This window comes from Candidatus Pelagibacter sp. PS_11 (assembly GCF_059417975.1).
Map to the genome: position 1 here is coordinate 281,699 of NZ_CM182075.1, position 21,427 is coordinate 303,125.

General features: G+C 33.5%; 21 protein-coding genes. 6 read left to right on the top strand and 15 right to left on the bottom strand.

Annotated elements, in window-relative coordinates; genetic code table 11:
• The 15 genes from glnT to AC5SLT_RS01560 form a co-directional block, all read right to left on the bottom strand.
• The gene (gene glnT / locus AC5SLT_RS01490; RefSeq protein ID WP_494592207.1) at positions 1-1,326 is read right to left on the bottom strand and encodes a type III glutamate--ammonia ligase; all 1,326 of its coding nucleotides are present in this window, start codon (positions 1,324-1,326) and stop codon (positions 1-3) included.
• A gap of 43 nt (positions 1,327-1,369) precedes the next feature.
• Positions 1,370-2,686, bottom strand: coding sequence for an FMN-binding glutamate synthase family protein (locus AC5SLT_RS01495; RefSeq protein WP_006997972.1), 1,317 nt, complete (start codon positions 2,684-2,686; stop codon positions 1,370-1,372).
• Between the two features lie 2 nt (positions 2,687-2,688).
• Positions 2,689-3,369, bottom strand: a complete 681-nt coding sequence (locus tag AC5SLT_RS01500; RefSeq protein WP_011282299.1) for a GltB/FmdC/FwdC-like GXGXG domain-containing protein — start codon at positions 3,367-3,369, stop codon at positions 2,689-2,691.
• 3 nt (positions 3,370-3,372) lie between these two features.
• Positions 3,373-4,251: a class II glutamine amidotransferase gene (locus AC5SLT_RS01505; protein ID WP_271499110.1), complete on the bottom strand. Its 879-nt coding sequence runs from the start codon at positions 4,249-4,251 to the stop codon at positions 3,373-3,375.
• A 12-nt stretch (positions 4,252-4,263) separates the two neighbouring features.
• Positions 4,264-4,416 carry a hypothetical protein gene (locus AC5SLT_RS01510; RefSeq protein WP_271499107.1) on the bottom strand — a complete coding sequence of 51 codons (153 nt, stop codon included), beginning with the start codon at positions 4,414-4,416 and terminating at the stop codon, positions 4,264-4,266.
• A gap of 60 nt (positions 4,417-4,476) precedes the next feature.
• Positions 4,477-4,701 carry a hypothetical protein gene (locus AC5SLT_RS01515; protein WP_006997976.1) on the bottom strand — a complete coding sequence of 75 codons (225 nt, stop codon included), beginning with the start codon at positions 4,699-4,701 and terminating at the stop codon, positions 4,477-4,479.
• Positions 4,702-4,712: 11 nt separating this feature from the next.
• Positions 4,713-6,113, bottom strand: a complete 1,401-nt coding sequence (locus tag AC5SLT_RS01520; RefSeq protein ID WP_494592209.1) for an ammonium transporter — start codon at positions 6,111-6,113, stop codon at positions 4,713-4,715.
• A 125-nt stretch (positions 6,114-6,238) separates the two neighbouring features.
• Positions 6,239-6,640, bottom strand: a complete 402-nt coding sequence (locus AC5SLT_RS01525) for a hypothetical protein (protein ID WP_006997978.1) — start codon at positions 6,638-6,640, stop codon at positions 6,239-6,241.
• Between the two features lie 9 nt (positions 6,641-6,649).
• Positions 6,650-8,074: an FMN-binding glutamate synthase family protein gene (locus tag AC5SLT_RS01530; protein WP_006997979.1), complete on the bottom strand. Its 1,425-nt coding sequence runs from the start codon at positions 8,072-8,074 to the stop codon at positions 6,650-6,652.
• Positions 8,074-8,928, bottom strand: coding sequence for a GltB/FmdC/FwdC-like GXGXG domain-containing protein (locus AC5SLT_RS01535; RefSeq protein WP_011282296.1), 855 nt, complete (start codon positions 8,926-8,928; stop codon positions 8,074-8,076). Before AC5SLT_RS01535 ends, AC5SLT_RS01530 begins: the two co-directional genes overlap by 1 nt.
• A complete protein-coding gene (locus AC5SLT_RS01540) occupies positions 8,916-9,860 on the bottom strand; it encodes a class II glutamine amidotransferase (protein WP_011282295.1) in 945 nt (314 codons plus the stop codon). The genes AC5SLT_RS01535 and AC5SLT_RS01540 overlap by 13 nt, the downstream gene beginning before the upstream one ends.
• 24 nt (positions 9,861-9,884) lie before the next feature.
• Positions 9,885-11,354 carry a glutamine synthetase family protein gene (locus AC5SLT_RS01545; RefSeq protein WP_027307086.1) on the bottom strand — a complete coding sequence of 490 codons (1,470 nt, stop codon included), beginning with the start codon at positions 11,352-11,354 and terminating at the stop codon, positions 9,885-9,887.
• A 72-nt stretch (positions 11,355-11,426) separates the two neighbouring features.
• Complete coding sequence (locus tag AC5SLT_RS01550) at positions 11,427-12,755, bottom strand: NAD(P)/FAD-dependent oxidoreductase (RefSeq protein ID WP_011282293.1); 1,329 nt, start codon at positions 12,753-12,755, stop codon at positions 11,427-11,429.
• A gap of 99 nt (positions 12,756-12,854) precedes the next feature.
• Positions 12,855-13,205 carry a hypothetical protein gene (locus AC5SLT_RS01555; protein ID WP_011282292.1) on the bottom strand — a complete coding sequence of 117 codons (351 nt, stop codon included), beginning with the start codon at positions 13,203-13,205 and terminating at the stop codon, positions 12,855-12,857.
• 3 nt (positions 13,206-13,208) lie between these two features.
• Positions 13,209-15,536, bottom strand: a complete 2,328-nt coding sequence (locus AC5SLT_RS01560) for a trimethylamine N-oxide demethylase (protein WP_011282291.1) — start codon at positions 15,534-15,536, stop codon at positions 13,209-13,211.
• Between the two features lie 115 nt (positions 15,537-15,651).
• Between AC5SLT_RS01560 and tmoX the strand changes: the two genes are divergently transcribed.
• From tmoX to tmoV, 6 genes are all read left to right on the top strand, one after another.
• The gene (tmoX, locus tag AC5SLT_RS01565; protein WP_006997986.1) at positions 15,652-16,596 is read left to right on the top strand and encodes a trimethylamine N-oxide ABC transporter substrate-binding protein TmoX; all 945 of its coding nucleotides are present in this window, start codon (positions 15,652-15,654) and stop codon (positions 16,594-16,596) included.
• A 90-nt stretch (positions 16,597-16,686) separates the two neighbouring features.
• Entirely contained in the window at positions 16,687-17,166 is a 480-nt protein-coding gene (locus AC5SLT_RS01570; protein WP_494592211.1) for a hypothetical protein, read from the top strand.
• A 34-nt stretch (positions 17,167-17,200) separates the two neighbouring features.
• The gene (locus AC5SLT_RS01575; protein WP_006997988.1) at positions 17,201-17,578 is read left to right on the top strand and encodes an MORN repeat-containing protein; all 378 of its coding nucleotides are present in this window, start codon (positions 17,201-17,203) and stop codon (positions 17,576-17,578) included.
• Positions 17,579-17,589: 11 nt separating this feature from the next.
• Positions 17,590-18,138, top strand: coding sequence for a hypothetical protein (locus AC5SLT_RS01580; RefSeq protein WP_011282290.1), 549 nt, complete (start codon positions 17,590-17,592; stop codon positions 18,136-18,138).
• Positions 18,139-18,210: 72 nt separating this feature from the next.
• On the top strand, positions 18,211-19,236 hold the full coding sequence (tmoW, locus tag AC5SLT_RS01585; RefSeq protein WP_006997990.1) for a trimethylamine N-oxide ABC transporter ATP-binding protein TmoW: 1,026 nt from the start codon (positions 18,211-18,213) through the stop codon (positions 19,234-19,236).
• 9 nt (positions 19,237-19,245) lie between these two features.
• Positions 19,246-21,399 carry a trimethylamine N-oxide ABC transporter permease protein TmoV gene (tmoV, locus tag AC5SLT_RS01590; protein ID WP_011282289.1) on the top strand — a complete coding sequence of 718 codons (2,154 nt, stop codon included), beginning with the start codon at positions 19,246-19,248 and terminating at the stop codon, positions 21,397-21,399.
• Positions 21,400-21,427 lie beyond the last annotated feature (28 nt).

A 21,427-nucleotide genomic window follows, 5' to 3' on the forward strand; every position in this document is an offset into this window, starting at 1 on the left:
TTAACAATCAAGAGTGCTATTTTTTTCCCAGTGAGTTACCGAGCTTTTTTTATCAAATTTTTCTTCTTGATTAAAATCATTAATTTCAGACCTTTTTAACTTTAGATAGCTTTTAATAGTATCACCGCCAAATGCTTCCTTAATTTCTTTACTATTTTCTAGTTGATCTAATGCATCTTCAATTATGTCAGGTAATTTTTTTAGGTGAGGGTAACTTTTATGATCAGTGTACATATTACAAGATAAAGGTTCACCAGGATCTATTTTATTATTTATTCCATGTAAACCAGCAGCTATTACTCCAGCTTGAAGCAAATAAGGATTTACTGCTCCGTCCATTAACCTTAGTTCAAATCTACCTTTATCTGGAATTCTTATCATATGAGTTCTATTATTTCCTGTATAAGAAATACTACTAGGTGACCATGTAGCTCCCGATTTTGTTGGTGGTGCATTTATTCTTCTATAACTATTAATTGTCGGATTAAAAAATGCTGTCAAAGGCTGAGTAAGTTTCATAATTCCACCTAGAAAATTATATGCTAATTTGCTCAAACCTAATTTGTCTCCATTATCTAGAAATTTATTAATTTTTCCATTCCATAAAGAGATGTGAGCATGACAGCCATTTCCTGTTAGATTGCTAAAAGGTTTTGGCATAAATGTTGCTCTCAAACCATGTTTTTCAGCTAATGATTTCACCATATATTTAAAGAATACATGCCTATCAGCTGTAGTTAAACAATCTGTATAATCCCAATTCATTTCAAACTGGCCATTAGCGTCCTCATGATCATTTTGGTATGGGTTCCAACCCATAGTAATCATGCTATCGCATATTTCTTTGATTAAATCATATCTCCTCATTAAAGCAGACTGATCGTAACAAGGTTTTGATTGAGTGTCTCTTGTATCAGCAATTTTACTCCCATCTTCTGAGATCAAAAAATATTCACACTCTACACCTGACTTCATGACTAAATCTTTTTTATGTAATTTATTAATTTGCTCTTTGAGCATTACTCTAGGTGAAGCCTTAACTGGTTTACCATACATATATAAATCAGAAGCTAACCAGCCAATTTCTTTGTTCCAAGGCAATTGAATTAAACTTTTAGGATCTGGTAGAGCAAACATATCCCCATCTGCAGGAGACATATCTAGCCAAGTTGCAAAACCCGCAAAACCCGCCCCATTCTTTTGCATGTCTGCAATCGCTTGTGCTGGTACTAATTTTGATCTCAAGACACCAAAAAAATCTACAAAACTAATCAAAAAATATTTTATTTTTTTAGCTTTAGCAATTTTAGATAAATTAATAGGCATATTTTATTTCTTAATTTACAACTGTTAATTAGTCTTCACAATACTATTTTTTATTTTTTAGTCCTGGTATCCAATCTGTTCCAGCCAGCGGAACTCTTGCCATTGCTGCAGCTTCTACTGTTAAAGCTGCTAAATCTTCAGGTTCTAAATTTCTTACATCTGATTTTCCATTTGCTCTTGCTAATGTTTGCAACTCTAGGGTTAATGTGGATAAATAATTTTTTAATCTTTTACCCCCCTCTATAGGATTGAGTCTTTTTTCTAGTATAGGATCTTGTGTAGCAACACCTACAGGACATTTTCCTGTATGACAGTGATGACAGTAACCTGGCTCTGTTCCAAGTTTTTCGTAATCTTTTCTATAAAGATCTGCATTACAATTTAAAGCCATCATAGCAGCAGATCCTATTGATACAGCATCTGCTCCCATTGCAATTGCTTTTGCAACATCAGCACCAGTTCTAATTCCACCAGAAACAATTAATTGAACTTTTCTATGCATGTTCAATTCTTTTAAAGCATCTACAGATTCTCTTAAGGCACCAAGAGTTGGTATACCCACATGTTCTATAAAAACATCTTGTGTTGCAGCTGTTCCACCTTGCATTCCATCTAACACAACAACATCAGCGCCAGCTTTTACTGCTAAAGTCGTATCATAGTATGGTCTTGCTGCTCCAACTTTTATATAAATTGGTTTTTCCCAATTTGTAATTTCTCTCAATTCTTGAATTTTTATTTCTAAATCGTCAGGTCCTGTCCAATCTGGATGTCGACAAGCACTTCTTTGATCTATGCCCTCAGGTAAAGTTCTCATACCAGCAACTCTTTTATTAATTTTTTGTCCAAGAAGCATTCCACCCCCTCCAGGTTTTGCACCTTGTCCCACAACTATTTCTATAGCATCTGCTTTTCTTAAATCATCTGGATTCATACCGTATCGAGAAGGTAATAATTGATATACTAGATATTTAGAAGATCCTCTTTCTTCTTTTGTCATGCCTCCATCTCCAGTGGTTGTCGAAGTTCCCATAGCAGAAGCACCTCTGCCTAAAGCTTCCTTTGCATTGGCACCTAAAGCTCCAAAACTCATTCCAGCAATAGTAATTGGTATATCTAATTTAATAGGATTTTTTGCAAAACGGTCTCCAAGTATTACAGAGGTATTACATTTCTCTCTATAACCTTCTAATGGATATCTAGACATGGAAGCTCCTAAAAATACCAAGTCATCAAAGTCTGGAACTTTTCTTTTAGCACCCAATCCTCTAATTTGGTAAATTCCTTCCTTAGCAGCTCTTTGAATTTCTTTAATTGTTGAAGATGGAAACGTTTTAAATTCTTTTAAATCTTTTTTCATAACTAATATGAGCTCACATTATCAATTTTAAAATTATATAAATTTCTTGCAGATCCATATCTTTTAAATTTTTTTGCATCTTCAGATATATTCAAATCTTTAAAAATTTTATTTAATTCTTTTATATTTTTATCATCCATTTGTTTTTCTATACAATCAGAACCTAAACTTTTAACCTTACCTTTAACAAATATTTTTGCCTCATAAATTGAGTCTCCTAAATCAGCATCAGCGTCTCCCAAAATAATTAAATTACCTTTTTGTGCCATAAATGCTGACATATGACCAACAGACCCCTTTACTATAATGTTAATCCCCTTCATTGATATGCCACATCTTGAGCTAGCGTCTCCTTCAATAATTAAAGAACCGCCATGACCAGTTGCTCCAGCAGATTGAGAGGCATTGCCTTTGATAATTACTTTACCAGACATCATGTTTTCAGCTACACCCGTTCCAACATTTCCGTGTACGGTAATAGAAGCATTTTTATTCATCCCAGCACAATAATAGCCAGTGTGTCCTTTTATTGAAACTTCAATATCATCTTTTAAACCTGCACAAATAGCGTGTTGACCTTGGGGATTTAAAATTTGGAAACTTCTGTTATTTTTTTCTCTACCAACGTTTTGTAGTAGTTGATTAATTTCTCTTAGTTTTTTTTTATTTAGATCTAAATTCATAATTTACCAGTGATAAACAATACCAGGTTTTGGTTCAAAAATTTTAGCTGTGTTTACATTTGGCAAGTGCGCCATACATTGAAATTCTGAAGCAACCGCTACATAATCTTTTGTTTCTGCAACAACTGCTGGCTTGCAAGCTATTTCATCTCTCAACAATGCAAAACCATCTTTAGTACCAGCTATAAAGGTGTAGAAACCATCTAAATCTTTTAGGCTATTTTTTAGGGTTTCTTCTAGATTTTCTCCTTTTGAAATTTGATTAGAGATGTAACCAGCCGCAACCTCAGTATCATTTTCTGAATTAAATTTCTGACCTTCTTTTTTTAAAGACCTTCGTATGTTGTTATGATTTGAAAGAGATCCATTATGAACCAAGCACTCATCCTCTGATGTAGAGTAGGGGTGAGAACCTTGAGTTGTAATTGCACTTTCTGTTGCCATCCTAGTGTGTCCTATAGCATGAGTTCCTGAAAAAGAAGATAATTTAAATTTTCTAACCACGTCTTTAGGATTTCCTGTTTGTTTGAAGATATTAATACTTTTACCATAACCCACCAAAGAAACTTCTTTTAATTTAGAATCTAGGATTTCTAATACCTTTTCGGGTTTTTCCTCTGTTTCAAGAATTACATGATCCGAAAAAGTTTTAAGTGTTATTTTTTTTAAAAATTTAGATATTTTTTTTTTAAATTCTTTATCTGTTAATTGATTTAAACAAATAGAGTATTTAAATTTGTTTTTATTTTGTTTTGTGTATATTGCAAATCCAGCACTATCAGGGCCTCTAGTCGCCATACCATCAAGCATTCCAGATAAAAATTTACCAAGATCTTTTTCGTATTTTTTTGTTTTAAGATAAATTCCTACTATTCCACACATAGATTTTTAAGTTTATTTAATTAAGGATATTAAGAACTCTTTATAGTAGAAAATATTTCCTACTACAATGATGATAATAGCTGCTATTACTCCGTACTTTGCTTTTGGAAAAACAACACCTCTCATCTTACTTGGTCTTTGATTTTCTTGATTATTCTCATTCATATTGAATTTTTATAAAAAAAAGGGCGCCACAATTAAGTAGCGCCCAAAGTTTATTTAATATTACCAGTCGGTAATATTGCTTTTATGATCATTTGCACCATGTCTTTTCTTAGCTAATCTTGAAAGTTTTTCACTCTCAGATTTAGCTGTGATGACATGCCATCCAATCCAAAAAACTACACCAAGAATAACTAGCAAAGTTTCAGTGGATCCAGCTCCCGGATAAATGGCTCCGACAACCTCTTCTGCACTTAAATGATCTATCCAGTTTGTAACTGTAGCCATATTTTTCTCCTTTACCTAGTTGAAGAGGCGACCGCTTTTTCAGCTTCTCTATCGTCCTCCATTATTTCATAGTCTAGTCCAGCTATTTCAACTTCACGTGGTATTCTTAATTTACCAAATGCGCTTAGTATTCTAGCCAAAACATAACCTGGTAACATTCCAAGAACTCCGAACATTATAATTGCTCCAAGGAATTGTCCCAGTGGATTGATTGATGCATAAGTTGATCCGTCCCACATAGCTCCAACACTGTATCCAGATGAAGGATAGCCATTTAAAACAAATCCACAAATTACAAGACCAACAAACCCTGCATAACCATGCACTGCTACTGCACCAACTGCATCATCGATTTTGAACTTACGTTCAACCCAGTAATGCATTTTATATGAAATAACTACACCGATTGCACCAATAAGCATTGCTTGTATCGGGTGATACAAATCATTACCTGCAGATGCACAGATGATACCAGCCAGTCCACTTGAGTAAGTCCAGAATGGATCACCTTTAGCGACCACGTATCCAGCCAATAATCCACCTGATAGTGACATCAAGAAGTTATAGGTTATTCCACTCAGTGTGGTTGGGGTTACATATATGTTTGTTGCTGTCCAGTATGTGACACCTTCCATTCCATACTCAGGTCCAAGATCAAATATTGGTATATTACATGCCGCATAAAATCCCCAGAAACCAGTATAGATTAAAAATAATCCAACTGTAACTAGCCATGGATTTCTTGGTCCTATATTTCTTGGTTCACCACTTGATGAGAATTTTCCAATTCTAGGTCCTAGTACGATTAGAACACCTAAAGCAAATCCACCCGCAATTGCGTGAATTACTCCTGATGCATAAGCGTCATGATACCCTAAAATTTTAAGCATCCATCCATCAAAGTGCCATCCCCAAGCAGCATCAATTACCCAGAAACACGAACCAATTGCAATTGCTAAAATACCAAATGCAAAAGTTGTAATTCTTTCAATGATTGCTCCAGAAACAATTGAAGCAGCTGTCCATGAAAATAGTAAGAATGCAGCCCAGAATACTCCACTTATACGGTCACCTAAGTTGACAGCCATAAATTCAGTATTTGCCACATACCATTTCGCACTAAAAGTACTTTCATCAGTAATTAATGCTGAACTCTCATTCATTATTGAAGGTGCTATTCCCGGTCCTGTTGGGAATGCCCAGTAAATCCACCAACCAAAGAAAAACCAGGTTACCGTTACTAGTGGTATTACCATGGTATTTTTCATTAAAGTATGTTGGTGATGCTTGTATCGTGAGGCTCCAACTTCATACATACAAAACCCGACGTGAATCAGGAACATTAATACCACTGTTACCCAGTAGTAAAATTCTGTAAATATAACTGTAAGAGCGCCTAATTGATCATCCATAATCTCTCTCCTATTAGTTTTAAGAAAGACTATAAAATTTATAGAGACGTGACAAACTATACATTGCTTAAATAAGCAAGTAATAACTACAAGTTTTGAAAAATAATCAACCTTTGATTGAGGTACTAAAACTTAAGGTAAGCTTTTTTCAAATCAACAAGAGGGTGTTTTTTAGACATTTGAAACTTAACTAAAAGCTCTCTTGCGATCATATCTCTGTCTTGTTGGTTGTTTGGCAATTTGATTGATTTTGGAATTGTAACCCAGCCATTTGCATTTCTACAAAATACAGCAGGTCTATCTTCTTCATAACCCATGTGTATATCTTCTAGCCAATTAAGATCATCCCATCCCATTGCTTCAATATACTTTTTTAAGAATGGAGTGATTTTTTTATAATCAGGGAGTAAGTTAACATCATATCTATAACCAATATGTTGCCCAATCATTTTTTCTCTAGCAGTTTCTTTAGACTTTCCACCTAGATTTTCTTTTTTTACTTTTATTTTCGTTTTTTTCTTAACCATATTTACCTCTTATATTTTGTGATAGTTATCAACACCAACAGTGAAGTTGGTTCCTGTTAAAGGAACTTTTGCTAGTGCAGAAGCTTCCATTGTTAGTGCAGCTAAATCCTCTGGTTCTAATGAGTGAATATTAGTTTTACCACAAGCTCTTGCTAAAAGTTGAGCCTCTAATGTCATTGCATGCAAGTAATTATAAACTCTTAAAGCAGCATCATCAGGATTTAATCTAGCTCTTAATTTAGGATCTTGGGTTGCAACACCAACTGGACAACGACCAGTGTGGCAGTGATAACAGTCACCAGCCTTAACACCCATTTCTTTTTCAAAGTTTGCTTCTGGAATATCTTTATTGCAGTTTAAGGCTATTAAAGCACCAGTTCCAATTGCTATTGCATCAGCACCTAAGGCTAAAGCCTTCGCCATATCAGCACCATCTCTAATACCACCTGCATAAATTAAAGTTACCTGTCCAGTTTTACCCACATCATCAATAGCTCTTCTTGCTTCTCTGATTGCAGCAATTCCTGGGATACCAGTATTTGCAGCAGCTATATGTGGACCAGCTCCAGTTGAACCTTCCATACCATCTAAAAAGATTGAGTCAGGATTACATTTTGCAGCCATACGAACATCATCATAAACTTTTGATGCACCTAGTTTTAACTGAATTGGTACTTTGTTTTTTGTAAGTTGTCTTAATTCTTCAACTTTTAAAGCTAAATCATCTGGACCTAGCCAGTCGGGGTGTCTTGCTGGAGATCTTTGATCAATACCAGATGGTAAAGATCTCATTTCTGCAACTTGATCAGTAACTTTTTGACCCATTAAATGTCCACCCATTCCAACTTTTTGTCCTTGACCAATAAACACTTCTATTGCATCAGCAAGTTGAGCGTGGTGAGGGTTAAACCCGTATCTTGATTGAATACATTGATAGTACCATTTTTCAGAATATCTTCTTTCATCTGGAATCATTCCACCCTCTCCTGAACAAGTAGCACTTCCAGCCATTGTTGCTCCTCTTGCTAAAGCAGTTTTAGCTTCATAAGAAAGCGCACCAAAACTCATACCTGTAATATATACTGGTATATCTAGTTCAATCGGGTTCTCACAATTAGGACCGATAATAGTTTTTGTTTCACATTTTTCTCTATAACCTTCAATTACAAATCTAGTAAGAGTTCCTGGTAGGAATACTAAATCATCAAATGTTGGAATTTTTTTCATTAATGCCATTCCACGCATTCTGTATCTTCCAAGTTGAGCTTTGATGTGAATATCGTCTATAACTTCAGGAGTAAAAATAGCATTGTGACCTAATAGACTTTTATTTCTTTTACCATCTTCATGTGCATGAACATCAGCTTTTCCACCAACACTACCTTTAGCTTTTTTTAATTTTTTTTCATTTTTTTTTGTTTTCTTTTTAGCCATTAGATAGCTCCTTTCTTTTCATGAGGTTCTAGATTGTCATAGTTCCAAAGTTTTTTACCAGCTACAATTTTAGTCATTTTACTAACATCAAATTTTTCACCAATTTCTGCAACTTTTAATTTTCGTTTTAACCAATCTTGATCACTAGCAGTTAGATCAGCAGGCACAGCATCACTTCCAAATGATCCTATTTTTCCACCAATAAAGATTGTGCCATCATACATAGAGTCACCTAAGTTTATTCCAACATCACCAAGAATAATTATTCTTCCTCTTTGCATCATAAAACCAGTGAACGCTCCAGCATCACCACCAACAATGATAGTTCCACCCTTCATGTCAATTCCAGTTCTTGCACCAACACTTCCTTTGCAAATTAAATCACCACCTCTTATAGCGGCACCAAAGCAAGACCCTGCATTTTTCTCTATAACAACTTTTCCTGCCATTAAGTTTTCTGCACAAGACCAACCAACTCTACCATTAATTCTAACAGTAGGTCCATCACATGAACCCATACCAAAATAACCTAAACTTCCCTCAAAAATTAAATTTAATTTATTTAAAATACCAACCCCTAAACTATGTTTACCTTGAGGGTTTTTAATAACAATTGTGCCAAATCCTTGGCTCATTAAGTTATCAATTTCTTTATTAGCTTCTGGAGCTGTCATATCTTTAACATCTAGCTCTGTTCTTTTATTAAAATCTACATCGTAAGTTCCAAAATAATAAAGGTTTTCACCTTCATCAGGATTAAAAAACTTTTGTTGAGTTCTTCCTGTTAAAACTTCTGAGTGCATACCCATTGACTGGGCTTTAGTTTTTTTCTCTGTATTCTTTAAATTTGCCATACTTTTACCTCTCCATCAAATGGATCATATGTATCTATCTCTTGTGGTAGAACTGATCTGATTGCTATTTCTTCTGAGCCCATTGCCACTAAATCATCTGACTCATAAAGAACCAAAGGTTTTGCAGCCATAGTATCTTTTGCCATTCCTAAAGAATCTTTAGTTGCAACAAAATATGTAAACACTCCATCAAGACCTGTTAATGAAGCTTTCATGCCCTCTTCAAGGCTTGCTCCTTCTTTCATTTTTTGAGCAATATAAACCGCTATTAATTCTGAATCGCACTCAGACATAAATCTCATGCCTTTATTTTCAAGCATTCTTCTATTGTTCCAATAGTTAGTTAACTGACCGTTATGAACTACTGATACATCACTGAAAGGATAACCCCAAAAAGGGTGGGCTGATTTAATATCTACACCAGATTCTGTAGCCATTCTTGCATGGCCAATTGCATGAGTTCCAACTACTTTACCTAAATCATACCTATCAAGAACCATTTGAGCATTTCCTAAATCTTTAATTACCTCTAAGGATTTTCCCATAGATAAAATTTCAACACCTGGAATACTTTCAATCTTTTGTGAAAATTCTAGTAGATCTTTTACATCATAATCAAGCTCATATCTCAAAGAGTAGGGTAAAATTCTTTCCTCTTTTACTATTTTAGCACCTAGTTCAGATAAATATTGATCAACAATTTTCTTTCTTTTGTCATAAACAGAAACATCTTCCATTATGGATGAACTTCCTTCACCAACATTTTCTCCAACTTTAAAACGCATGATAAAATTTTTACCATCAGTATCTCCATACAAAGCATAACCTGTAGAATCTTCTCCTCTATGTTTTAAAGCTTGAAGCATTCCTTGTAGCTCACTTCCTACATTGGATGATTTTCCTCTATGTATTAATCCTGCTATTCCACACATATATTTCCCCTATTTTATTAAAGATTACGGTAGACAATCTAGATAAGTATCTAAGTCCCACTGAGTTGTTGCCCCTAAAAATCTTTCCCATTCATCATTTTTATACCAATGGAAAACTTTATACATTTCATCTGGCATAGCTGCTTTGATCACTTCATCTTCTGCCAGACGATCTAAAGCTTCACCTAGACTTAAAGGTAATTTTTTAACTTCTTTACCAGCTGCCTGAGCATCGTACATACTTCTAGATTCTGGTTTTCCTGGATCAATATTATTTGTTATCCCATCATCAAAACATTTCAATAATCCTGAACCCATCAAGTAAGGATTATGCATTGAGTCAACTGAACGATATTCAAATCTTCCTGGTGCAGAAACTCTTAATCCACATGTTCTGTTTTGAAATCCCCAATCAGCATAAACAGGAGCCCAAAAACCTGTATCCCATAATCTTCTATAAGAGTTTACAGTTGATGATCCAATTGCAGTTAATGCACCTAAATGTTTCATTACTCCACCAATTGCTTTTAATCCAACCTTACCTGGTAACTGAATATCTTTAGTATCAGGCATAAAGTAATTAGTTCCACCTTCAACATAAGTGAAAACTTCATCCATCGCTGGTATTGATTTGTGGGATAATTTATTAACTTTATCTTTTCCACCTTTCCACAAAGACATATTAGTATGACAACCACTTGCTGACACTCCCATAAAAGGTTTTGTCATAAAGCAAGCTATCAAATTAAACTCTCTTGCAACTTGAGCACAAATTTGTCTATAAGTTGAAAGTCTATCTGCATTTCTTAATACGTCATCATACATCCAGTTTAATTCTAATTGTCCTGGTGCATCCTCATGATCACCTTGAATCATGTCAAAGCCCATTGCTCTAGCGTATTCAAAAACTTTCATAAATACTGGTCTTAACGACTCGAATTGATCAATATGATAGCAGTAGGGTTTAGAAAAACCTTTACCTGTTGGTGAACCATCTTCATTTTTAGTTAACCACATCATTTCAGGCTCTGTTCCAACTCTTAATTGGTAGCCGTGTTTCTTTTTAAATTCTTGAGCGTGTATTCTTAAATTTCCACGGCAGTCTGAAGTTAAGTGTGCACCTGGGTTTTCTCTTTCTTCTCTATTTCTAAAGCAAGTAACAAACACTCTTGCAACTTTTTTATCCCAAGGGAGTTGGCAAAAAGTTTCAGGATCAGGAATACCAACTAGCTCTTTTGCTTCTGGACCATAACCAATATAATCTCCATGACGATCAACAAATAAGTTAGCTGTAGCACCGTAAACTAATTGAAAACCTTTTTCGCAAGTTCTTTCCCAGTGATCAGTAGGAATACCTTTACCTACAACTCTTCCAGTTACTGAAATAAATTGAAAAAAAATATATTCAACACCTAGCTCATTAATCTTAGCTCTAACTTGCTTTACTAATTTGTCTCTACCAGGTTGTCTTACGTGTCTATCTAAATCTGTCATTATCTCTCCCTCTAATGAATTTTTATTTAACGAACCGTAACTGAAAAATTTATTAGTGTCTAGGCTTGAAGTTTAACTCCAAGGGAACGGACTGTTAGAAGTTGGGTGAAGTTCACCTTTCTCGTAACGGTTGAATCTAAACGGTTTTAATAAATCACTTTCAGTTCCAAGAATTTCTTTTGCAACAAGTTCACCAACACCAATCATTTTGTAACCGTGGTTAGCATCAGCAATCATGTAAACATTTTCTAAAAATTTATCAAAAATTGGAAATGAGTCAGGGGTCATGCAACCAAGTCCACCTGAAGGGCCTTTTCTATAAAGATCAGATTTTCCTTCAAATCTTTTTTGACAATGAGCTAAAGCTGAGCACCACATATCATTAAACTCTTCTGTAGTTTGAAATTCAGGAGACTCAATTCCATAGGGGTCAACATTAACTTTATCAAAATGTTTATCAACTATGTAGGGTGACGTTCCACCTTGTACTCCCAAACCTTCGATATCAGGTTTATAATAAATTCCCCAAATTTTATCAGTAATTAATTTTTTTGTTTTATCAGAATATAAAGGAGCCGTAGAATCGACATGAATTACAGGTGGTTGACCACCATTATCCATTTTTAAAAAATCCTCATCAACACCAATTACACCTTCCTGTAGCATCCAGTATTTCCACATTTCAGTTTCATGAAATTTACCATCTTTATCTTTAATTTTTGCAGTTTTTGGTAGCTCTAGCATATTCCAAAAATCTCTCACCCAAGGACCAGCACCAACAACAACTTGATCGCACTCAATAATACCTTTGTCTGTTTCAACACCTGTAACAGCTTTACTGTTACTACCTCTTTTAAAACCTGTAACAGTTACCCCTTTAACAACCTTGACCCCATTTGATGTTGATTTTTCTTCAAGCGCTTTTATAGAATCTTTATTAAATGCATAACCACCTTTTTTTTCATGAAGAACTGAAGTTATCCCTTGAGCTTGCCAGTCACCAAACATATTTTTCATATACTTCATGCAGTCTGCTTCACCTTCTATAAATTCTGAATCATATCCTATTGCTTTTTGTTGTTTAGCTATTGAAGCAACATCTTCGTGCATAACTTCCGGTGAAATTTGCAAATAACCGACAGAGTTATATTTAAATGCTTTGGGATCACTTTCCCAAACCGATACTGAGTGAGCCATTAATTCTCTCATAGCGGGCTGAAAATAATTATTTCTAACAACACCACAAGCAATTCCACTTGCACCTGCTGCGATATCTTTTTTTTCTAGAACAACTATGTCATTTTCGTTTTTATAAGTTTCAGAAAGTTTCCATGCTGTACTTAAGCCATGAATCCCACCACCTATAATTACGACTTTTGCTTTTTTTGGTAAAGTTGACATAGCAAAACAATATTTTTTTGGATAAAAAAAAATACAATTTTTTATAGATCTATAAATTATATATATAAATTATATATTATAGATTTTTTTAAAAAGTGACTAATAACTTAACTTTTGCAGTGTATTTAAATATTCTTTAAACTCATTAATAAAAGTCTCACTAGGCACTATGTTTTTTATTCGCTGGTCAGTTGAAGTCTTTTCAAGACGAAAGAATCCTTTTTCACAAGCTTCATTAATAATCAATGCAGATTTTGGTCTAGAAGTTTTGAATAGTTTTGTCTTTAGCCCTTCAACAGATAACTTTTCATTATGTTTGTAAGCTGACATTACAAGTAGCATCATATGATAATGAGAAGGGGATTTTCTAAAAAAATAGTTGCTTGAAGTATGGGATTGCTTCATTTGGTCTTCCCAAAAACTTAAAAGATCTTTACTGTTATTAGGCATTTATTACGCTCTAACTCTTGATTTTGTTGGATCGTAGAAAGGAAAAGGTACAACTTTCGCTCCAATTCTTTTTTGATGACCATCAAGTTTACCAATTTCAACTTCAGTTCCAATCTCAGAATATTTTACATCTATTCTACAAAGCGCAATATTTTTTCCAAGTTTAGGGGATAGCATTCCACTTGTTATTACACCTACTTGACCACGACCTACATGAACACAATCTCCATGTAATGCCGGTTCATGACCTACTAATTCCAGACCAACTAATTTTTTTTGTGGATTTGCTTTTCTTTTAATTAATTCTTCTTTACCTATAAAATCATCTTCCTTAGTTTTAAGTGGAACTGTAAAACCAATTCCAGCTTCAAATGGATCTGTTTGATCGTCAAACTCATAACCATAAAAAATAAGGCCAGCTTCTATACGAACCATGTCTAAAGCTTCTAAACCTAATGGGGTAATATCAAACTCTTTACCAGCTTCCCAAACTTTATCCCAAACTTCTGCAGCATCTTTTGGATGACACCATATTTCATAACCAAGTTCACCCGTGTAACCTGTTCTTGAAATAACAATTGGCGTACCTGTTTCATGATCTATTCTTGCAATATTAAATCTGAACCATTCAAGTTCAGTGATTGATGGTTGGATTGGCGCCGTCCATACAAACTTTTCTAAAATTTTTCTACTATTTGGACCTTGAACGGCAATGTTATGAATATGATCTGTTGCAGATTTTATCCAAACTTTGTAATTTTTCTTCTTAGCTTGTTCTTTTAACCATTCACCACTGTATTCATCTCCACCGATCCATCTAAAATTATCTTGTCCTAATTTAAATAAAGTACCGTCATCTAGCATACAGCCATTTTCATAACACATAGCTGTATAAACAACTTGTCCGATAGATAGTTTTTTAACATTTCTAGTAAGTGTGTATTGCATTAAATTTTCTGCATCAGGTCCAAGAATTTCAAACTTTCTAAGAGGTGATAAGTCTGTTGCAATCGCACTTTCTCTACAAGCCGTATACTCTTTTATTGTTCCTGAATTTGTAAAATTATTAGCAAGCCAAAAACCTTTATACTCAACAAAATTTCTTGTTAGCTCAGAAGTTTTTTTATGAAACCCTGTCTCTTGTGTTAATTTAGGCTCTGAGTCTGTTTTCATTCTAAATGCTATTGCTTTTGAATATTTTTTTTCCTTTGAATAAGTCCTAACAAAAATATCAGTTGGATTCCAGCCATTTGCAGCATCTACATCACATGGGCAAGCAGAGGATATACAAGTTAAATCTTTTAAAGCCCTAAACAAAACATAATCCCCTGGTCTTGACCAAGGCTCATCAAAAGATGCAACATTATTAGCGTCAATAGCAGTATTGAAAAAAAGATTTATTGCAGACCAGCTTTTTCGAGAATTGATGTCATATTTATCCAGCCTATTATTAAAATTATCTGTACAATTTATGTGCCCCATATATCCCATGTCTTCATAGTATTTTGATGTGCAAGCAAGATTGAAAGTATCATGTCTTCCAACGGTATCTCTCACAACTTCAATCATAGCTTCATGATCGCCGTCATAAAACTTTGAAAATAATCCTGGCCCAGGGTAGGCACCACCCATAAAGGTTCGTGTTGTTTTATCATCAATAATGCTTTCAATACCGTCATTTAATTTTTGTGTATCAAAAGCTAAAAAATCAGAACACTGTCTTCCACCTGGATCAATTATTTGAATATATTCACCAGCTTTAACACTGTAGGTTTCAGCAGTTCTTCTTTTTACAAGTTGTTCTATAATTGGATCACTAAGTGGATCTGGTAAGATAAATTGTTCATCAGTTTCAATAAATTTAGCTTTATTTAAATAAATCGTTAAATCTGTTGGAGGATTTTGTTCATGAACATTCATTGCATCACCAGGTGCAGCAATCATTACAATGCATTTATCTTTTGAGGTTAGTGTTATTTTTTCACCCATCAAGCAATCATCGTTAAAAATGATAGATGCTTTAGCATTACTTAAATTTAAGTTTTTTTTCTTTAAAATTTTTGAAATTTTTTCATCGTTTGAGATAGTTTTTTTTGAAAAATCTGCGTTAGAATTTTCTTTTAAATTTAAAATAGATAAATCAGATTTACCTTTTGAATTAAAAACAATTATTTCACAAATTTGTTTTCCTTCTTCATTTATTATTTCTATTTTATCTTCTGGTAAAACTTCTATAATTGATAAACCTCCACCTCTTACAAAATATCTTTCAACTCCAGGTGGTAACGTTCTTAAACCAGGACTTCGTATATCTTTACTAGTATGTAGCATTGCCAGTGTAAATTTTGATAAATTACCTTAAGCATAATATATTCATAAGGGATTGACTATAAATTTAATAAATGAGAACATACTTTTATAACTTAATATTAAGGGAGAGAGAATAATGAAAAAAATAGTATCATTAATGTCTGCCCTAGTAATTTCAGTAGTAAGTTTCGCTGGAATTTCTAACGCAGCAGACAGTAAAAAGCCCATCGTAATTCCAACTCATAACTGGTCAAGCCAAATTGTAATGGCTCACGTTATTGGTGGAATTTTCGAAAGTATGGGAAATAACGTAAAATACGTAAATACTGATTCACAAGCTGTGTATGAGTCAATTCGTCTAGGTGATGTAAGTTTATCTCATGAAGTTTGGGAATCTGCTTTTGGTAAATCATTTACTACAGCGCTTGATAAAGGTGGTTTAGTTGATTGGGGAGATCATGAAGCTCGAACGCTTGAAGATATGGGATATCCAAACTGGGTTGCTGAAAAAGGATTATGTCCAGGTCTACCAGATTGGACTGCTTTAAAAAATCCAGCTTGTGCTAAAAACTTTACAACACCTGACTCAGGTGGAAAAGGAAGAATGTTAGAAGGACCTCAAACTTGGCATGGAGATTTGATACCTCAAAGGGTTGATGCTTTAGGCTTAGGAGATCTTTGGACAGTTAAATTTGCTGGAAGTGCAGATGCACTTTGGGCAGAATTAGTAGCTGCTGAAAAAGAAGGAAGAGGAACTATAATATTCAACTGGACACCAAACTTTACAGATGGTGCTGGTTTTACATTTATAGACTTCCCTCCATATACTGCTGGTTGTAGACCAGAAGATGGTGGTGACGGTAAATGTGGTTCGCCTGATGGTTACTTGAAAAAAGCTGTAAATGCAGACTTTCCAAAAACTCATCCAGCTGCGGCTGCAACGTTTAAAAAGATGTCATTCTCTACAAGTCACATTGGTGCAATGGCTGCTTTAGTTGACGTTGACAAAATGACTCACGAAGATGCAGCTAAAAAGTGGCTTGCAGATAATAAGTCAGTTTGGACTCCTTTTACTAAATAAGGATATAAACAAATAATTTAAGATCTCCCCCAATATTTATTGGGGGGGATTTTTTTATAGGTAATTTTTCAAGAAACATTCATATTATTAATGAAAAAAATTATACAAGTTATGAAATATTTTTTTTACATTTCCATAAGTTTATTTGTTTTTAATTTTTCTTTAGCACAAGATGTGAATATAGAGGAAAATATTAGTCTTAGCTTTGTATGTGAATTAGAAAAAAAAATAGTTAAGAGTGCAGAATATAATTATCAAACTTTTTTAGCTAAGGATTTAGAGGATAAAGATTTAGATAAATTTGAAATCAATGCAAAACAACCAAAAACACTTTTAATAAATGGATTATCTTCATTTCTTTCAAAAAAAGAAAAACTAACAGTTAGAATAGTAAACAAAGACGTAGTTTTATTTAAAGCTATTGATGAAGAAAAAAACTACTCTGAATCAGGAATTATAAATAGAAAATCTGGTGAATTAATTCATGAAATTACAAGAGACATGAAAAGTGAAAACTCTGAAAAAGATATTTCTTTTTATTCATGTAAAAAAAATGAGAAAAAAGTCTGATTTTTTTTTATCTAATTTTGTGTAAAATATAATAATGAAAAAATATCTTATTTGTATTATTTTAAGTTTTTTAACCACATCTATAGCCCTAGCCCGAAGTACCGGATGTAAAGAGGGAAACTGTGAAAACGGCTTTGGAAAATGGGTGTACACAGATAAAACCACCTATGAAGGAGAGTGGGTTCAGACGCAAAAAGAGGGTAATGGAACTGAAACTTGGCCAAATGGCTATATTTATAAAGGTGAATTTAAAAATAGCGAATGGAGTGGTCAAGGTATTTTAACTTTTCCTGATGGCTCAACTTATGATGGGGAATGGACTAATGGCTTCATGAATGGTGAAGGAAAATTTACCTGGTCCGATGGAAAGGAAAAAATAGGAATTTGGAAAAATGGGAAGTTACAAGAATAATTAAAATAATAATGGAAAAAAAATATTTAGATAAATTAAGAAACTTACCTCATGCACTTAATCAATTTGTTGGTCTTATTTCAGTTACCGTTGTTGTAATTTTATTTTTTGTAACTCTAAATATCTTTTTTGGTCAAGGAGATGAATTAGTTAAAAAGATGAAAATAGAAGAAGAAAGAATTGCAAAAGAAAGAAAACTAAGTGAACTGACATCAAGTCTTCCATCAGGTATTTTAGTAACTTTTGATGGAACGAATCATTTTAAATTAACAGATGAATTGTATGAGGCAGTTTGTAATGCAACAAAACTTATTCCACAACGTGCAATTATGGGTGCAAATTTTTTAAATTTTAAGGCACATGAAATTTATACTAAGAATGGAAATCTAATTGATGAAACATTTGTTAAATGGGACAAAGACAAAAACAAATGTATTACAGGTTATACGGTAAGTGGAAATAACATTGGGATAGATGAAACAATTACTGTTACTGGTGAAGCTTTAAGTTTTTTAAGTACTGGTATTGATACAAGAGTTTATTTTATTAAAAATTTTTAAGGAGGAAAAACAATAAATAAAAATAATATACAGTGTATTTTATTTCTATTTCGTATAACTTATTAATACATTATGAGCGATCCTGTAATTAAATGTGAATCAGTTTACAAAATTTTTGGCTCTAACGCCAAGAAGATGCTTCATGAAGCAAATGGAAATGTGGATGCAAAAACATTTCAAGATAATGGGTGTATAGTTGGTGTAAATAATGCCTCTTTTGAAGTTGTAAAAGGTGAAATGTTAGTTGTGATGGGGCTATCTGGTTCAGGAAAATCAACATTACTAAGATGTATTTCTAGATTAACAGATGCAACAAGCGGAAAAATTTATATAGACGGTCAAGATTTACTTACACTAAATAATAAAGAATTAATTGAACTTAGAAGAAATAAGATGGGAATGGTTTTTCAAAGTTTTGCTTTACTGCCTCATAAAACAGTTGTTGAAAATATTGCTTTTCCACTTCAAATCAAAGGGATTAAAACTCAAGATAGCATCAATAAAGCAATGGAAATGGTTAAACTTGTAGGTCTTGATGGAAGAGAAAACTACTTTCCAAGAGAACTTTCTGGTGGACAACAACAAAGAGTAGGTATTGCTCGATCATTAGCGGTTGAGCCCGATATTTGGTTTTTAGATGAACCATTTTCTGCATTAGATCCATTAATTAGAAAAGAAATGCAGGATGAATTTTTAAGACTTCAAGAAAAGTTACAAAAAACAATTATGTTTATTACTCATGATTTTGATGAGGCATTAAGACTTGCTGACCGTATTGCAATTATGAAGGATGGAGTTATTGAGCAATTGGATACACCCGCCAACATTGTCTTAAATCCAGCAACTGAATATGTAAGAAAATTTACCGAAGAAGTACCTAGGGGAAAGGTTCTAAAAATAGCAGATCTAATGGAAAAACCAGAAACTGAAAATTTAAGTGATTTCAAAGTTTCGAAAAATGAAATAATTGAAAATGTGGCTGAAAAAATTTTAACTCAAGAAAAATCTGTAGCTGTTACAGATGAAAATAATAAAATTGTTGGAAGCGTTCACCCCTCAAAAATAATTCATACTGTTTTTTCAAGGGAGAAAAAATAAAGGCAAAATATGGAATTATTAAAAAAATATCCAAAATTTTTTCAATGGTTATTTTTGTTAATTGTATTTTTTAGCTTATGTTTTGCAATAGAAGTTCCTGAAACTTATAATTTTATAAGAGGCCAAGCCGAATTCATTAAAGACCCTAATCAAAGTACTTACACATTATTTGGTGCTGAGGTGAGATATTATGCGTTTGATGTTTTTTGGAGACTACCACCTTTACTTGGATGGTTGCCTATTTGGATAAACGATTCTTTATTTTTTTTAATGAATGAATGGATGCCAATGGAGTTTTGGAATGAAGACATTCAAGAGTTCAGAACTCAACCTCTACTTTTACAAATTACAAGAAATTTAACTTCATTTATGACGTTTCTTATAGAGTTAATAAGAGAAATTTTATTAGGAGGTGTTGAAACAATTGTTTCATTTAGTAGTTGGGATTGGATAGATGCAAATCCATGGGCAGAACTGCCAGGATTACCTTGGACAATCGTTACAGCAGGTGCGGTAATACTTGGATATAAATTAAGCGGTAAAGGCTTAGCTTTATTTGCAGGTTTAGTCATGATTTATATTTCTGTTTTTGGTCAATGGAAACCTTCGATGCAAACTCTTTCTTTTATATTAGTAGCAGCACCACTTTCTTTTCTTTTTGGTTTAACTTTTGGAGTTATGGCATTTAAAAGCAAACGTGTAGAAAAATTCTTATATCCAATACTTTTGGTTATGCAAACTATGCCTCAATACGCAGTATTAGTTCCTGCAATTGTTCTTTTTGGCATTGGTGATCATGCTGCAGTTATTATAACTATGGTTGTAGCGGTTCCACCAATGATATTATTAACCTTGTTAGGTCTAAGAGGAATACCCTCTGAGGTTATTGAGGCTGGTAGAATGAGTGGGTGTAATAATTGGCAACTGATGACTAAAGTATTAATTCCTACTGCTAGAAGAGATATTTTAATTGGAGTTAACCAGGTCATAATGGTGTGTTTTTCTATGGCAGTTATTTCAGCTTTTATAGGAGCAAAAGGTTTAGGGTTTAATTTATTATTAGCATTAAACCAGCTAAATATTGGATTAGCATTAGAGGCTGGTTTATGTATTAGTTTGATTGCAATACTTTTGGATAAGATGTCCTTAGCTTGGGCAAATAAGCAAATAGATTATTTTGGTAACTTGACTTATTTTCAGCGTAATAAAAATATATTATTTTTTGCAGCTGCTGTAATTCTAGGAATTATTTTTTCATATCTGGGGTCATTTTATTTTAAAGATGGGTCTAATTATTTATTTGAAGTTCCTCACAATAAAGGAATATCAACAGCAGATTTTTGGAATAAAGGTGTGGATTGGATTTGGGATACTTTCTTTCATACTTTAAAGATTTTTAATACTTGGTTGATAGTAGATGTGTTGCAACCCATGAGAGCTTTATATTTAAGAATGCCAGCAGTTGCTACTTTAGTTTTAGTCATTGGAGCGGGTTATATAATTGGAGGAATTCGTTCAGCTCTTGTAGTGGGCGGATTAACTTTATTTATTGCATTGAGTCCTTGGTGGGATAGAGCTTTAGTTACATTGTACATGGCAACTTTTGGAGTTTTTATATCCACTATAATTGGATTTACAGTTGGAATTATATCATTTCAAAACAAGCATACTGCAAATTTTATGCTGGGCGTTTGTGATATCTTTCAAACCTTCCCTTCGTTTGTATACTTGATTCCTGTGATGATGCTTTTTGGAGTTACAGATACTTCAGTATTAATTGCTGTAATAGTTTATGCAACTATACCTGCAACAAGGTATACTATTGAAGGTTTAAGAAGTGTTCCAGAAGCTTTACATGACGCTGCCACAATGTCAGGTGTAAATAAAGTACAAAGGTTATTAAAAATTGAATTCCCTTTAGCTTTTCCTCACATGATGCTTGGTTTAAATCAAACAATTGTATTTGCTTTGTTCATGGTAATTATTGGGGCTTTTATTGGAACAGAAGATTTAGGACAGTACATTCTAAAAGCTCTATCTGATAAAAAGGGTGCAGGTATAGGATTGACGTTGGGACTTTGTGTTGCTTTTATTGGCCTAATATTTGACCATTTAATCAGAACGTGGGTTGGAAAAAGAAAAAAACACCTTGGTATAGGATAGCTAATATTCTCTTAAACTAGATAATAAA

What these genes read in the sequence shown, in the direction of transcription:
- glnT (WP_494592207.1), bottom strand. Translation starts at nt 1,326, where the DNA reads ATGCCTATTAATTTATCTAAAATTGCTAAAGCTAAAAAAATAAAATAT.
- AC5SLT_RS01495 (WP_006997972.1), bottom strand. Translation starts at nt 2,686, where the DNA reads ATGAAAAAAGATTTAAAAGAATTTAAAACGTTTCCATCTTCAACAATT.
- AC5SLT_RS01500 (WP_011282299.1), bottom strand. Translation starts at nt 3,369, where the DNA reads ATGAATTTAGATCTAAATAAAAAAAAACTAAGAGAAATTAATCAACTA.
- AC5SLT_RS01505 (WP_271499110.1), bottom strand. Translation starts at nt 4,251, where the DNA reads ATGTGTGGAATAGTAGGAATTTATCTTAAAACAAAAAAATACGAAAAA.
- AC5SLT_RS01510 (WP_271499107.1), bottom strand. Translation starts at nt 4,416, where the DNA reads ATGAATGAGAATAATCAAGAAAATCAAAGACCAAGTAAGATGAGAGGT.
- AC5SLT_RS01515 (WP_006997976.1), bottom strand. Translation starts at nt 4,701, where the DNA reads ATGGCTACAGTTACAAACTGGATAGATCATTTAAGTGCAGAAGAGGTT.
- AC5SLT_RS01520 (WP_494592209.1), bottom strand. Translation starts at nt 6,113, where the DNA reads ATGGATGATCAATTAGGCGCTCTTACAGTTATATTTACAGAATTTTAC.
- AC5SLT_RS01525 (WP_006997978.1), bottom strand. Translation starts at nt 6,640, where the DNA reads ATGGTTAAGAAAAAAACGAAAATAAAAGTAAAAAAAGAAAATCTAGGT.
- AC5SLT_RS01530 (WP_006997979.1), bottom strand. Translation starts at nt 8,074, where the DNA reads ATGGCTAAAAAGAAAACAAAAAAAAATGAAAAAAAATTAAAAAAAGCT.
- AC5SLT_RS01535 (WP_011282296.1), bottom strand. Translation starts at nt 8,928, where the DNA reads ATGGCAAATTTAAAGAATACAGAGAAAAAAACTAAAGCCCAGTCAATG.
- AC5SLT_RS01540 (WP_011282295.1), bottom strand. Translation starts at nt 9,860, where the DNA reads ATGTGTGGAATAGCAGGATTAATACATAGAGGAAAATCATCCAATGTA.
- AC5SLT_RS01545 (WP_027307086.1), bottom strand. Translation starts at nt 11,354, where the DNA reads ATGACAGATTTAGATAGACACGTAAGACAACCTGGTAGAGACAAATTA.
- AC5SLT_RS01550 (WP_011282293.1), bottom strand. Translation starts at nt 12,755, where the DNA reads ATGTCAACTTTACCAAAAAAAGCAAAAGTCGTAATTATAGGTGGTGGG.
- AC5SLT_RS01555 (WP_011282292.1), bottom strand. Translation starts at nt 13,205, where the DNA reads ATGCCTAATAACAGTAAAGATCTTTTAAGTTTTTGGGAAGACCAAATG.
- AC5SLT_RS01560 (WP_011282291.1), bottom strand. Translation starts at nt 15,536, where the DNA reads ATGCTACATACTAGTAAAGATATACGAAGTCCTGGTTTAAGAACGTTA.
- tmoX (WP_006997986.1), top strand. Translation starts at nt 15,652, where the DNA reads ATGAAAAAAATAGTATCATTAATGTCTGCCCTAGTAATTTCAGTAGTA.
- AC5SLT_RS01570 (WP_494592211.1), top strand. Translation starts at nt 16,687, where the DNA reads ATGAAAAAAATTATACAAGTTATGAAATATTTTTTTTACATTTCCATA.
- AC5SLT_RS01575 (WP_006997988.1), top strand. Translation starts at nt 17,201, where the DNA reads ATGAAAAAATATCTTATTTGTATTATTTTAAGTTTTTTAACCACATCT.
- AC5SLT_RS01580 (WP_011282290.1), top strand. Translation starts at nt 17,590, where the DNA reads ATGGAAAAAAAATATTTAGATAAATTAAGAAACTTACCTCATGCACTT.
- tmoW (WP_006997990.1), top strand. Translation starts at nt 18,211, where the DNA reads ATGAGCGATCCTGTAATTAAATGTGAATCAGTTTACAAAATTTTTGGC.
- tmoV (WP_011282289.1), top strand. Translation starts at nt 19,246, where the DNA reads ATGGAATTATTAAAAAAATATCCAAAATTTTTTCAATGGTTATTTTTG.